This is a genomic window from Stenotrophomonas sp. SORGH_AS_0321 (genome assembly GCF_031453215.1).
Classification (GTDB): Bacteria; Pseudomonadota; Gammaproteobacteria; order Xanthomonadales; family Xanthomonadaceae; genus Stenotrophomonas; species Stenotrophomonas chelatiphaga.
The window spans coordinates 2,530,386-2,544,013 of sequence record NZ_JAVIZG010000001.1; the positions used below are offsets into that span (position 1 = coordinate 2,530,386).

General features: G+C 67.0%; 12 protein-coding genes. 2 read left to right on the forward strand and 10 right to left on the reverse strand.

The window, feature by feature from the left end:
- Positions 1 to 65: 65 nt before the first annotated feature.
- The 3 genes from QE373_RS11285 to QE373_RS11295 all read right to left on the reverse strand — a co-directional run bounded on the left by QE373_RS11285 (position 66) and on the right by QE373_RS11295 (position 2,420).
- Positions 66 to 1,313, reverse strand: coding sequence for an efflux RND transporter periplasmic adaptor subunit (locus tag QE373_RS11285; protein ID WP_148049418.1), 1,248 nt, complete (start codon positions 1,311 to 1,313; stop codon positions 66 to 68).
- A gap of 112 nt (positions 1,314 to 1,425) precedes the next feature.
- Complete coding sequence (locus tag QE373_RS11290; RefSeq protein WP_057506669.1) at positions 1,426 to 2,196, reverse strand: SDR family oxidoreductase; 771 nt, start codon at positions 2,194 to 2,196, stop codon at positions 1,426 to 1,428.
- Positions 2,193 to 2,420 (reverse strand): hypothetical protein, encoded by a 228-nt coding sequence (locus tag QE373_RS11295; protein WP_057506670.1) that lies wholly within the window; start codon positions 2,418 to 2,420, stop codon positions 2,193 to 2,195. Before QE373_RS11295 ends, QE373_RS11290 begins: the two co-directional genes overlap by 4 nt.
- A 146-nt stretch (positions 2,421 to 2,566) precedes the next feature.
- Between QE373_RS11295 and QE373_RS11300 the strand changes: the two genes are divergently transcribed.
- Positions 2,567 to 3,586 (forward strand): LysR family transcriptional regulator, encoded by a 1,020-nt coding sequence (locus tag QE373_RS11300; RefSeq protein ID WP_057506671.1) that lies wholly within the window; start codon positions 2,567 to 2,569, stop codon positions 3,584 to 3,586.
- Positions 3,587 to 3,683: 97 nt separating this feature from the next.
- Here QE373_RS11300 and QE373_RS11305 read toward each other — a convergent pair whose 3' ends face one another.
- From QE373_RS11305 to QE373_RS11330, 6 genes are all read right to left on the reverse strand, one after another.
- Positions 3,684 to 4,379, reverse strand: coding sequence for an OmpA family protein (locus QE373_RS11305; protein WP_309686546.1), 696 nt, complete (start codon positions 4,377 to 4,379; stop codon positions 3,684 to 3,686).
- Positions 4,380 to 4,514: 135 nt separating this feature from the next.
- Complete coding sequence (locus QE373_RS11310; RefSeq protein WP_309686549.1) at positions 4,515 to 5,930, reverse strand: deoxyribodipyrimidine photo-lyase; 1,416 nt, start codon at positions 5,928 to 5,930, stop codon at positions 4,515 to 4,517.
- 165 nt (positions 5,931 to 6,095) lie between these two features.
- The gene (locus tag QE373_RS11315; protein WP_309686551.1) at positions 6,096 to 6,728 is read right to left on the reverse strand and encodes an inorganic diphosphatase; all 633 of its coding nucleotides are present in this window, start codon (positions 6,726 to 6,728) and stop codon (positions 6,096 to 6,098) included.
- Positions 6,725 to 8,101, reverse strand: a complete 1,377-nt coding sequence (locus tag QE373_RS11320; protein WP_309689719.1) for a metallophosphoesterase family protein — start codon at positions 8,099 to 8,101, stop codon at positions 6,725 to 6,727. The genes QE373_RS11315 and QE373_RS11320 overlap by 4 nt, the downstream gene beginning before the upstream one ends.
- Entirely contained in the window at positions 8,101 to 9,231 is a 1,131-nt protein-coding gene (locus QE373_RS11325) for a phytase (protein ID WP_309686553.1), read from the reverse strand. Before QE373_RS11325 ends, QE373_RS11320 begins: the two co-directional genes overlap by 1 nt.
- A complete protein-coding gene (locus tag QE373_RS11330; protein WP_309686556.1) occupies positions 9,231 to 11,789 on the reverse strand; it encodes a TonB-dependent receptor in 2,559 nt (852 codons plus the stop codon). The genes QE373_RS11325 and QE373_RS11330 overlap by 1 nt, the downstream gene beginning before the upstream one ends.
- Before the next feature lie 166 nt (positions 11,790 to 11,955).
- On the opposite strand from QE373_RS11330, the gene upp reads away from it, so the two are divergent.
- A complete protein-coding gene (gene upp, locus QE373_RS11335) occupies positions 11,956 to 12,591 on the forward strand; it encodes a uracil phosphoribosyltransferase (protein WP_057506676.1) in 636 nt (211 codons plus the stop codon).
- 83 nt (positions 12,592 to 12,674) lie between these two features.
- Here upp and QE373_RS11340 read toward each other — a convergent pair whose 3' ends face one another.
- On the reverse strand, positions 12,675 to 13,562 hold the full coding sequence (locus QE373_RS11340; RefSeq protein ID WP_309686560.1) for an MBL fold metallo-hydrolase: 888 nt from the start codon (positions 13,560 to 13,562) through the stop codon (positions 12,675 to 12,677).
- Positions 13,563 to 13,628 lie beyond the last annotated feature (66 nt).

A 13,628-nucleotide genomic window follows, 5' to 3' on the forward strand; every position in this document is an offset into this window, starting at 1 on the left:
GCAGCCACCCTGCCCCTGCCGTGCTGGCAGGGGATCGGGGTTCGCGGTGACGCTGGCCGGATGGATCAGTTCAGTGCGGCGGTTTCACTACCCACACGTGCCGGTGCGGGTGCCGGGACGGGGGCCTTTGCAGGTGCAGCGGCAGGTGCGGTGCCCGACTGCATGGCCACCGGCTTGGCCTGCACCGGCATGCCCGGCATGAAGACCTTCTGCACGCCGTCGACGATCACCTTGTCGCCGGCCGCCAGTCCGTTCTCCACGATGCGCAGGCCTTCGGCACTGCGACCCAGCGCGATGTCGCGACGCTGTGCCTTGCCGTCCTTGTCGACCACGTAGACATACTTGCGGTCCTGGTCGGTCAGCACGGCGCGGTCGTCGATCAGCATGGCCTGGAACTGGCCGCTGCCGAGCAGCTGCACGCGGGCGAACAGGCCCGGGGTGAACTCACGATCGGCGTTGTCCAGCAGCGCGCGGACGCGGATGGTGCCGGTGCTGCGGGTCACCTGGTTGTCCAGGAAGTCGACCTTGCCTTCGTGCGGGAAGCCCTGCTCGCCGCTCAGGCCGATGCGTACCGGCAGCGACGCATCGCGCTCGCTCGGACGCTCGCCCTTGCGCGCCATCTGCGCATAGCGCAGGAAGGTCGCTTCGTCGGCATCGAAGTACACGTGCACCTTGTCCAGCGATACCAGCGTGGTCAGCACGCTTGCGGCATCGCCTGCACTGACCAGGTTGCCGGCGGTGACCATCGCACGGCCCGCACGGCCGTTGATCGGCGCACGCACCTTGGTGAACTCCAGGTTGAGCGCGGCCGCATCCAGTGCCGCCTGCGCGGCCTGCACCTGCGCACCGGCCTGGTCGGACGCGGCGCGGCGCTGTTCCCAGGTTTCAGTGGAGATGGCCTGCTGTTCGGACAGGCGCTTGGCGCGATCGGACTCGCCGCGGGCCAGGGTGGACTGGGTGCGGGCGCGGGCGACTTCGGCACGGGCGCGGTCGTACTCGGCCTGGTAGCTGCGGGCATCGATGGTGAACAGCACATCGCCCTTCTTCACTTCCTGGCCTTCGATGTAGTTGACCTTGTCGATGTAGCCGGAGACGCGTGGACGCAGGTCGACATTCTCGACCGCTTCGACGCGCCCGCTGAACTCGTCCCACTGGCTGACCTGCTTGACCAGCACCGGCGCGGCGCTGACTTCCGGGGCGGGCGGTGCGCCGGCTTCTTCGGCGTGGCTGCCACTGCAGGCAGTCAGGATCGCCAGGGCCAGCGCCGAAACCGTGGCGAAGGCCACGCGGCGGGTGGTGCGGTGGAGGGGCATCATGGTGTTCATGGCATGTATCCGTAGGGGGTGGTGATACGGGTGTTCTGTCTTTCGGGGTGCCGGTCGTGCCGGCGGCCGGGGGATGGTGCGACCTCAACAAAGGTTGAGGTCAAGCACTCCCGGCCGATTCGCGCCAGCGCGGCGGCGCGTCCAGCTGCAGCAGCCCGCGTGGCAGCTGCGCATCGCGTGAATCGCAGCGCACGATGGCGCGGTTGTCGTGGCACTGGTCCAGCAGCGAGACCAGGCGGCGGCCGACCAGCAGCGCGCTCGGCCACTCGATGCAGGCGTTGGCCGCATTGCTGGGCGTGCACACCGGCGCACCGACTTCCAGCAGCTGCGCGCGCACGCCGATCGCCTGCGCTTCCTGGTGCACCACCTGGGCGTACATGCGCAGCGCTGCGGCGGTGATCGACGAATCACCATGCGCGGCCCACGGCTTGAGGCCGGCGGGGCTGCCGATCATCACGAAGCGGCGCGGGTGGTGATGGTCCTGCAGCAGCGGCAACAGGTGGCGGACCGCATGCACGTGCGGCATCAGGTCCAACTGCAGCGTCTGCATCAGCGCATCGCCGGGACGGTCGATGACCCGGCCACGCGCATAGGGACCACCGAGCGCGGCGACCACCGCGCCGAGGGGGCGCTGGCGTGCTGCCACGCGGTCGGCAACCACTTTGGCCGACTCGTCATCGGCCAGCGAGCCGAGCATCGTCTCCAGGCCAGGCTCGTCGTCGAACTGCAGCCGGAGTGCGGCCAGCCGGCCCGGATCGCGGCCGACCACCAGCACCGGGCTGCCGGCTTCCAGCAATGCACCGACCACGCCCTGGCCCACGGCACCGGTGCCGCCGAGGACGAGGACCTCCGGAGCCAGCGTCCCGTTCACGGGATATTTCCTCCCATCTGCGGGACAATACCGATACGGCCCAGGCGATCCATGCCACGCGGGCGGATACGCAAGGCACCACCGCGCTGCTGGCGCGGGACCGCGGTAAACTCCCGAAAATCCTTGTTAACCAAGGAGCTGGGACGATTTTCGACCGTCATCGCCTGGTCCAGGGTGTCCTGGTCGGCGGAGCGGAAGAGGTTGAGAATGTTGCGCAGGCTCATGGCTGATGGCCTCCGATTCGGGAATGGCGCCATGGTGCGCTTCTAACTCCTACTTGATTAGTCCTCTTTTAGGGGAATAATCATCCCGCACCCGGTCCAATCTTTTTGTCACGATAGTCCCGTCCCCGACGTCCAGGAATTCGACCATGTCCCACGATCTCAACGAAACGCTGATCTTCGTCAAAGTGGTCGAGCAAGGCAGTTTCATTGCTGCAGCCAAATCGCTCGGCCTTCCCAAGACCACCGTCAGCCGCAAGGTGCAGGAACTGGAAACGCGGCTCGGCGCGCGCCTGCTGCACCGGACCACGCGCCGCCTGGGCCTCACCGAGGCCGGCTCGATCTACCACGAGCACTGCCAGCGCATCGCGCGCGAACTGGAGGAAGCGGAGAGTGCGGTCAGCCAGTTGCAGTCCGGCCCGCGCGGCTGGCTGCGCTTCACCGTGCCCTATTCGCTGGGCATTACCTGGATCGCCCCGCTGCTGGGTCAGTTCCATGCGATGTATCCGGAAATCCGCCTGGACATGCACCTGGGCAACGAGAAGCTGGACCTGATCGCCGGCGAGGCCGACCTGGCGCTGCGCGTGGGCTCGCTGCCTGATTCCAACCTGGTGGCGCGCAAGCTGGGCACCCTGCGTACGCAGGTGTTCGCCAGCCCGGCCTACATCGAACGCCATGGCGAGCCGCTGCACCCGGACGAGCTGCAGTTCCATCGCATCCTGGCCATGCGCAAGGCGTACCACAGCCATCCCAACCGGATTACCTGGCAGTTGGGCGAGAACGGCGGCGAGCTGCGCGATTTCCCGGTCACCCCGCTGATGGTGGCCAACGATGTGTCCGCGCTCAATGGCGCACTGGTGTGCGGCGAAGGCCTGCTGCTGACCGGCGACGTGATGGCCAAACCGTTCATCGAAACCGGCATGGTGCGGCGCGTGCTGGCCGGCTGGACCGGCCCGGAAGTGGACTTCAACGCGGTATTCGCCGGCGGCAAGCTGGTGTCGCCGAAGGTACGTGCGTTTGTGGATTTCCTGGTCGAAAAGTTGAACTTCGACGCCAACTACATGATGGCGCAGTGCCCGGCGGCGAAGTACGCCCAGCAACAGACCGAGAAAGCGGAAGCCGAGGCCGCCGCGGAAGGAAAGCGGATCCTGGAAGTGGTCGCCGCCTGACCGGTAGTGACGGCCGCTGGCCGTCAGCCAAAAAAATGCCGCCTGCAAGGGCGGCATTCTGTTGCGGCCGAAGCCGCAACCGCAACAACGCTGCGCGTTACTGCTGCAGAGGAATCACACGGATTTCAACACGACGGTTCTGTGCGCGGCCCGCGTCGGTGCTGTTGTCGGCGATCGGATAGGCCTTGCCGGCACCCAGCGTTTCAATACGCGCGCCCTGCACACCCTGCGCGGTCAGGTAGGACGCCACGGCATCGGCGCGCTCCTTGGACAGGCGGTTGTTCACCGCATCACTGCCGATGCTGTCGGTATGGCCGACCACTTCGATCATCGTCTGGTTGTACTCGGACAGCGTACTGGCCACGCCGTTGAGCGAACCGTAGAACTGCGGCTTCAGCGCCGACTTGCCGAAATCAAAGGTGATGCCGTCCGGCAGGTTCAGGCTGATGTTGTCGCCCTGGCGCACCACGTCGATACCGGTGTTGGCGGTACGCTCGCGCAGCGCACGTTCCTGGCGATCCTGGTACTGGCCTACGGCCGCGCCGCTGAGCGCACCGATGCCGGCGCCGATCATGGCGTGCTGGCGGCGCTCGGTCGCGCTGCCACCGGTCAACAGGCCGGCTGCGACACCCACCGCGGTGCCGATCAGGGCGTTGCGGCCGGTGCGGTTCTGCTGCTGGGTTTCATTGCCGTACTGGTCACTCTGCACGTAGGAACCGCCGGTGGCGCAGGCGCTGAGCGCTGCGGCGGTCATCAGGGCAAGGGCCACATTGCGGGGGGCGGAACGGATCATGGAGTTCTCCTTGGAAGCCGGCTGGTCCGGCGTGCGTCGGGGTGAGCATATACAGCCTGATGCGATGCGGGGATGAGGGTCCTGACTGCGGCCGGTGCCCCGTTCAGCTTGTTCCCGACGGCGTGCAAAAGCGCCCTACTCCGCCCCGGTGCGTCGATACGCAGCCAATGCCGCATCGCGGCCTTCCGCCAGATCCACCAGCGGTGTGCGCGGGTAGCTGGGCGCCTTGTCCGCCAGCAGCGCGGGGTGCTGCCAGGGTGCAAAACGGGCCTTGACCGGAAGTGCGGCCAGTTCGGGCACCCAACGCGAGATGTAACGTGCCTGCGGATCGAATTTCTCGGACTGGGTCACCGGGTTGAACACCCGGAAATACGGCGCTGCATCGGCGCCGGTGCCGCCCACCCACTGCCAGCCCATCGAATTGTTGGCCAGGTCGGCATCGACCAGGGTGTCCCAGAACCAGCGCGCGCCGATGATCCAGTGCGCGCGCATGTGCTTGCACAGGTAACTGGCCACGATCATCCGCACCCGGTTGTGCATCACGCCGGTATGCCAGAGCTGGCGCAGGCCGGCATCGACGATCGGTACGCCGGTGCGGCCCTGCTGCCACGCCTGCAGGTCGACGGCGCTGGGCGTGACCCAGGCAAATCCATCGAAACGCGGGTTGAGGTTTTCGTCGCTGGTCTTCGGGAAATGGTGCAGCAGGTGATGGGCGAAATCGCGCCAGCCGAGCTGGCGGATGTAGGCATCGATGTCGGCACTGCGGCCGGCGGTGCGCTCGGCTTCCAGCGCATGCACGATGCGCCACGGCGCGATCTCGCCGAAATGCAGGTGCGGTGACAGCAAGGAGGTGCCGACGCGGTCCGGCAGGTCGCGCTGCTCGCGATAGCCGTGCAGCGCGCCATCGACGAACACGGTCAGTGCCTCGCGCGCGCCGGCCTCGCCGGGCTGCCAGTGCTCCCAGAAGCCGGCATCCCAGCCCAGCGTGGGGGCCAGTCCCAACGCATCCAGCGCGATGCCCTGCACGGAATGCGCGGTCAAGCGGGCCGGCGCATCGCTGCCCGGCTGCAGTCCCCAGTTGCTCAGTGCGTTGCGCCAGAACGGGGTGAACACCTTGTACGGACCGCCCTGCTTGGTTTCCAGCTCCCACGGCTCAAACAGCAGGCTGCCGTTGCAGCTGTCTGCCTGCAGGCCCTGCTCGCGCAGCGTGCGTTTGATCTTCGCATCACGCGGTTGCGTCGCCGGTTCGTACTTGCGGTTCCAGAACACCGCTTCGGCGCCGGTTTCGCTGATCAGCTGCTGCAGCACGTCCAGGCTGTCGCCCTGGCGCAACACCAGCTGCGAGCCGCGTGCGCGCAGGTCCGCATCCAGTGCGGCCAGCGAGCGGTGCCGCCAGGCATTGGATGCCGCGCCGGGTGCCCAGCTGCCCTCTTCGTGCGGGGCATGGATGTAGACCGGCACGACGTCATGCCCGGCCTCCAGCGCCGCCTGCAGGGCCGGATTGTCGGCAAGGCGGAGATCACGGCGAAACCACACCAGGGCTGATGACACGCGCTGCATCCAGGACAAAAACAGGAAGCGCCATCATAGCGATGGCGCGTGACCTGGCTGTAGAGCCGACTTCGGTAGCGCCGAGCCACGCTCGGCGGCTTTCCGTGCAGGCGATGCGACGTCTGATACAGGCCGCGCTGCGCGCTCGCCGAGCATGGCTCGGCGCTACCTGCCCTTTCCGGCGCTGTCGAAGCGCTGCATCGACTGCTGGATAAGCACCTTCGCTTCGGCCGCGTTGCCCCAGCCGCCCAGCTGTACCGGATTGCGGCCTTCGGGCAGGTCCTTGTACACGCGGAAGAACGCCTCGATGCGCTGGCGCTCGATCGGCGCCAGGTCATCCAGATCGCGGACGTGGGCGTAGCTGGGATCGACCTTGTCGGTCGGCACGCCGATCACCTTTTCGTCCTGCTCGCCATCGTCGACCATCTTCAGGTAGCCGATCGGCCGGAAGCGCACGATCACCCCCGGATGCAGCGGCTCGCGGGTCAGCACCAGCGCGTCCAGCGGATCGTTGTCTCCGGCCAGCGTACGCGGCATCGAACCGTAGTTGGCCGGGTACGCGACCGGCATCGACTGGAAGCGGTCCACATGCAGCAGTCCGTCCTGCTTGATTTCGTACTTGGTGAAGCTGCCCGCCGGGATTTCCACCGCCAGGTTTGCTTCGTCCGGCGCCTGCTTCGGCTGCGCGGCCAGGAACGGATGCAGCACCGTATCGGCGGCGATCGCGGCGCCGGCCATCAGGGTCAGGCCGGCGGCCAGTGCCAGCATCGGCAACGCGTTGCGCATGGGGGTCTTCATTCCCAGCACCGGTCCTTGCGGCCGGTCGGCGCGTGCGGGCGCAGGCAGCGCCGCGGTGCGATGCGGCCTTCTTCCAGCTCCACCTTCCTGGTGCTGCCATCGGCCTGGCGGACCAGTTCGAAGGCATCGTAGAGCTTGCCGGTGACGGTGCGGGCTTCGTAATGCAGGCGTTGCGGATCGATGCGCAGCACCTGGAACAACTGGGTGTCCTCGGCCACCGGCGACATGGTCTGCAGGGCCTCCTTCGACAGCCGGTACTGCTTCGGGCTGGCATTGCTGACCACGAACTGCGGGGTCGCCATGCCGTCTTCGCCACGGCGGCCATAGGTGTGGTCATGGCCCTGCAGCACCAGGTCCACGTCGTGGCGGCGCACCACCGGCAGCAGGGCCTCCTGCAGCACCGGGTTGTGGCGCCCCCGCGCCGGTGAGTAGAACGGCTGGTGCACGACGACGATCGTCCACGGCTGGGTATTGCTGGCCAGCACCTGGTCCAGCCACCGCGCCTGCGCCTGCGCGGTGCCGAGGTCCATTGCCGAGGTGCCATCCAGCACGGCGAAGCGCACCCCTTGGTAGTCGAACCAGTAGGTGCTCTTCTCTGCGCCCTCGGCCCCGTTGCCCGGCAGCGCGAACGTGGCCGGCCAATGCCGCGCCATCACCCGACGCTCCTGCGGGGTGTCTTCGAATTCCTCGAAGTACTCGTGGTTGCCGATGGCCGGGGCCAGCATCGTTTCCTGGGCCAGCCAGCCGGTGGCGGCGAACCACTCGCCCCATTCGCTGTCATCGGCGTCGTAGCCGCCACTGACCAGGTCGCCGGCGAACAGGCTCAGGTTGGCCTCCGGCGCGGCTTTCTGCGCGGCACGCACCACCCGGGTGACATGGCTGAGGTTCTTGTTCTGGGTATCGCCGAAGTACAGGAAGGTCATCTGCTGGTCCGCGCTGCCCGCGGTACGCAGCTGGTTCCAGGCGCTCCAGGTGTCCTTGCCCTGCACGCGGTAGACGTACAGCGTGCCGGGTTCAAGCCCGCTCACATCCGCGCGATGGTGGTGCGACAGGCCGTTCTCGGTCTGCAGCGGCTGGCTGCTGGCGGTGATGCGGGTGATGGGGCCGAAGCCGGGCGTATCGTCGGCTGGAGCGATTTCCAGCAGCGGCGCCTGCACGCTGCCATCGGTGCGCCAGCGCACCGCGAATCCATGCGCGGCATCGGCCGCCGGCGAGGCGACGATGCGGTCCGGGAAGCCGCTGGCGGCATAGTGGCGGTTGCCCGCCGGCACCTGGCTGTTGGGCTCCACGCGCGCGGCGAGGTCGTCGGCCAGCGCCGCGGTGGCAGACAGCGCCAGTGCGACGCCGAACGCGAGGGAAGCGAGGCGCGCGATCACGATGCACACTCCAGCGGCAGCGCCAGCGCCTTGGCGATCTGTTCCCAGTCGAAGGCGACCACCCCCTGGTCATCGTGCACCGCATACAGCGCGCCATGCGGGAAGCGCGGGATGCCCTGCTGCATCATCCAGATGCCATCGGTATTGGCGACCTTGTTGCCCTGGAACGATCCCACCGGCTTCAGGCTGTGGCGGTCGAACAGGTGGAACACGCTGCGCTCCTTGCCCTGTTCGGTGGTGATCCACCAGCCGTCCTTGCCGCAGGTACGCAGCATCACGCCTTCGGCCTGTGCCTTGAACACATCACGGCCGAAGGTGGTGCCGGTGAAGCGGCCCGCCAGCGTGTACACCTTGAACTCACTTGCGTAGGTCTCGTCCTCTTCGGCCACCAGCAGGCGGTCGTTGGCCGGATCGCCCCAGATCGATTCCACCACGCGCAGCGCGCCGGCTTCGCTGGTGTCGCCGATGCTGGCGGCCAGCGTTGCGGTCACCTCCGCGCCATCGCGGCGCACGTGGTACTGGCGCACGCGCTTGTCCAGCTCGGCCAGTGGCGGCAGGATGTCCTTGCCCTGCGCGTCCTCGCCGTTGTCCCAGGAATCGGTCACGTACACCGCATAGCCATCGGCGCGCTTGTCCACCCACAGGCCGTACGGCTTGCGCAGGTCGTCGGCACCGAATACCGCCAGCGGAGTGAAGTCCGGCAACGAGAACACCTGCACGCGGTGGTTGTCACGCTCGACGATCCACAGCAGGTCATCGATCACCGAAATGCCGTTGGGGCGATCGAGCTGGCCCAGCGCGGTACCGGTGCTGCCGACCTCGCGCAGCGGCGCGCCGGTGCTGCCGTCGTACACCACCAGCTTGTCGGTGGCCTTGGCCGTGGCGATCAGCCAGGTCTTGCCATCCGGTGCCGTCCAGGCCGCCGGCGAATCGATGTTGTCATCCGGGGTCATCGGGGTCAGGAAGGCTTCGGCCAGCGTGGCGACCTGGCGTTCGGCGCTGGCCTCCCCGGCGGCAGGCGCCCTGGTGGCGGCGTCGTTGCCCGGCGGCGCAACCGGCGGGGTGCGCGTGCAAGCGGTCGCCAGCACCAGCGTCACCGCGCTGGCCAGCAGCATGCGCCGCGCCATCACAGCGACACCTTCAGGCCGACCGCATAGGTGCGGCCGTATTCTTCCAGCTGCAGGGTGCGCGAGCGCGTGCCCTGGTAAAGCTCAAGCGGCTTGTCCAACAGGTTCTGTGCCTCGAAATACAGGCTGACGCGGGGGCTGAACGTGTAGTCCAGCGAGAAATCGAGCTGGGTGTGCGGGGCGACGAAGATGTCGAACGCACGGCCGGTGCCGATGCTGTCGAGGTACTCGCTGCGGTACACCGCGGCAAGGCGCGTGCTCAGTCCGTACTTTTCATACCCGACATGCGCGCTGTACACATGCTTGGACGCCCGCGGCAGCATGAAATCATCGGCGGCGCGGTCGGCCAGGCCCGGATCGAAGTCTGTATCCAGCCAGGTGCCGCTGGCACCCACCAGCAAGCCATCCAGCCCCGGCGGCAGGAACGCGAGCTGCTGCTGGTAATTGAACTCGGCGCCGCGCACGGTGGCCTTGTCGCCGTTGATCGCCTGGGTCACGTCGAAGCCTTCGTAGGCCGGATCGTTCTGGCGCACGGTCTCCACGATGTAGCCGTCGATGGACTTGTGGAACAGGCCCAGCGAGACGATGCCGGTGCTGCCCAGGTACTTCTCCACCGACAGGTCGATGTTGGTCGATTCGTACGGATCCAGTTCCGGGTTGCCCAGTCGCACTTCCTCGTCGCCGCGGCTGTAACCCACGCGCGGGGAGATGTCGCCGAAGGACGGACGCGAGACCGTCTTGTTGGCCGATGCCCGCAGCACCCAGTCATCGGCCGCGTCATAGCGCAGGTGCAGGCCGGGCAGCACGTTGCTGTAACTGCGGTTGGCCACGCGCGGGGTGACGGTGAAGCTGCGCTCGTCTTCGGCCACGTCGACCTGGTTGCCGACCGCGCTGAACTGGGTGTTCTCCACGCGCACGCCGCCGATGATGCGCAGCGCACCGATGTCCCAGGTACCCATCGCGTAGGTGGCGAAGATGTCTTCGCTGGCGCTGTAGTCCTCTTCCAGCGAGGTCACTGCATTGGCCCCGGTCTCCTGCGGGCGTGCACTGTACAGGCCGCTGTTGGCGGCCCAGTAGCGGCGCATCAGCGCCGAGCTCATGCCCTGCCCCAACGACCCATGGCGATGTTCGGGCGCGCTGGTGGTCCAGCTGTCCAGGTCGATCGCCGGCCCGCGGCGCAGTTCCACTTCGTTGACGTCCACGTCGCGCTCGCGCCAGCGCCCGAGCAGGCCGATCTTGTAACTGGCGTTGTCGGCGTCGAAGCGCACGTTGACCTGTGCGCTGTGTTCGTTGTCATCCACCCGCTTGGGCGACAGGATCATGCGGTCGTAGGCGAAGTTGGCGTTGTCCATCCATTCGTTGTTGGACAAGGTATAGCGCGGCAGCCGGCTGCGCTGGTCCAGGGTGCCGGACAGGTCGTCGGCATCGAGCTCGAAGCGTGCTTCCATCTCATCGTCCACGCGCTCTTCGGTCTTCGTGTAGCCCACCTTGTAGTCGACCACCGCGGAGGTCAGCCGGTTCTCGCCGCCCAGGCTGGCGGCGAAGGTGTTCTCTTCCTTGGTGCGGTAGCGCATGCGCTTCTGGATCGCATCGGACGGCAGGTCATCCAGCCGGAACTGGTCGGTGCCGGTGGCCACCACGTCGGCATCTTCGAAGTTGAAGATCGTGCGCTGGCGCGTTTCCGCGTCGTCGAAGCGGCTGTACAGCGTGCGCAGGTAGTAGCTGCTGCCTTCGCTGGGACGCCAGTCGAAGTTGAGGTTGGCACCGATGCGCTTGCGCTCGATTTCGTACTTGCGGTGCTGCAGGTTGATCGCGGTGACATCGCCCGGCGTGGCATCGTCCTCGCCGTCGTACTCCACTTCGGTGTTGTCCGATTCGAACTTGCGGTTCTGGTAATTCACGCCCAGTGCCACGCCGAAGGTATCGGCGAACACTTCGCTGTAGTTGATCGCCGCCTTCGGGCTGGTGTGGCCGGACAGCGGCTGGTGGCTGCCTTCGATCTTGCCGCGCAGGCTGCGCCCATCGCGGTCGAAGGCCGACGCGGACTCGACCAGGATCGCGCCGCCGATGGCATCGCCGGGCATGTCCGGGGTCGGCGACTTGACCACGCGCAGGCGCTCGGTGGAATCGGACGGAATCACGTCCAGCGGCGCGGCGCGGCTGGAATCCTCCGGCGTGCCCACCGCGATGCCGTCGATGCTGACGCTGTTGAGGTTGGCATCCAGGCCACGCACCACCACGAAGCGCCCTTCGCCCTGGTCGCGGGTGACGCTGACACCGGGCAGGCGCTGCAGCGATTCGGCCACGTTCTTGTCCGGGTACTGGCCCAGCGCATCGGAGGACACGGCGTCTTCGATGGCATCGCTGCTGCGCTTGAGGTCCACCGCGCGGATCTGCGATTCCAGCTGGGCACGCACTTCGATGCGGTCCAGGTCGGTGGCATCGGCGGCGAGGGCACTGGTGGCGGCCACGTCCTGCCCGGCGGCATGCAGCGGTGCTGCAGCCCCCATTGCCAGGGTCAGGGTGATGGCGATCGCCAACGGCGTCTTGGTCTGCACGGGTGTCCCCATTCGGTGTGAAGAATGGGAGGGCAAGGTATGTCGGCGAGGTTTCACCGGCATGACACCGGGGCACCGGATCCGGCAGGGACGCGTCCCCGCGCTGGCCGCGACCGACCGGCTGCGGCAGAATACAGGCCTCTGCCTTTCCCCTTTCCCGCCCCCCATGAACATCGTCGAAGTGCGCCATCCGCTGGTGCAGCACAAGATCGGCCTGATGCGCAACGCTGCGCTCAGCACCAAGGATTTCCGCGAACTGGCCAACGAACTGGGCACGCTGCTGGCCTACGAGGCCACCGCCGACCTGGACACCGAATCGCACACCATGGACGGCTGGTCCGGCCCGGTGACGGTGCAGCGCATCGCCGGTGCCAAGATCACCGTGGTGCCGATCCTGCGCGCCGGCCTGGGCATGCTCAGCGGCGTGCTGTCGCTGATCCCGGCGGCCCGGGTCAGCGTGGTCGGCCTGCAGCGCGACGAGGAAACGCTGCAGCCGGTGCCCTACTTCGAACGCCTGACCGGCCGCCTGGAGGAGCGCGATGCGCTGATCCTGGACCCGATGCTGGCCACCGGTGGCACCCTGATCGCCACCATCGACATGCTCAAGCGCGCCGGCGCCCGCCGCATCAAGGGCATCTTCCTGGTTGCCGCGCCGGAAGGCATCGCCGCCGTGCAGGCCGCCCATCCGGACGTGCAGATCTACACCGCCGCCATCGACGACCACCTGAACGAGAAGGGCTACATCCTGCCCGGCCTGGGTGATGCCGGCGACCGCATCTTCGGCACCCGCCTGATCGGCTGACACAAAAAAGGGGACGGAGGGAATTAAGTCGCAATCGGCCAGACCACGGTCGATTGCGACTTAATTCCCTCCGTCCCCTTTTTTCAGGCGAGGGCGCGGGCCTTGAGTTCGCCCTGTTCGTGCACGGTCACGAAACGGCCTTTGTCGTCGCGCTGCAGCTGCGCCAGCGCTACCTGCGGGTCATGGGTGAAAAACAGGTGGACGTTGCGCGCCAGCTTGTCTTCGAGGAACTGTTTTTTCTCGTCGATCAGCAGTTCGGCATTGCGGTCGTAGCCCATGGTGATCGGCACGTGGACCCACGAACGGCCGGGCACCAGGTCGGCGCAGAACACCACCCCGCCATGCGCCTGCCCGTCCCTGCCCGGCTGGCCGACGATCTCGGCCAGCATCAAGCCCGGGGTATGCCCGTCACTGAAGCTGAAGCGCACGCTGCGGCCCAGCACCCGGGAATGCTCGCCCTGCACCACTTCAAGTCGTCCGCTCTGCTGCAGCAGCGCGGGCAGTTCGGGAATGAAGCTGGCGCGGTCGCGCGGATGCGGCTGCAGTGCCCGCTGCCAGTGCTCGGCACCCACCACGAAGGTCGCATTGGGGAACAGCAGTTCCGGCTCACGCCCTTCCACCCACGGCGCCAGCAGGCCACCGGCATGGTCGAAATGCAGATGGCTCAGGACCACCACGTCGATGTCTTCGTGCTCGAAACCGGCTTCACGCAGGGAATCGATCAGCACATGCTGGTTTTCCTGCACGCCGTAACGTTCGCGCAGGCGCGGCTCGAAGAACGCGCCGATACCCGTTTCGAACAGCACCGTCTTGCCTTCGAGCGGGCTGGCCAGCAGTGCGCGGCATGCCAGCTCGATGCGGTTGAGTTCGTCGGGCACTGCCCATTTTTCCCACACCGCGCGTGGTGCGTTGCCGAACATCGCACCGCCATCCAGGCGCTGCGTGTTGCCGCGGATCGACCATAGTTTCATGCGGCAAGTATCGGTCAGCCAGCGTTAAATAATCGCTAGCCGAAGCGATGACGCCGAGCGTGGCCC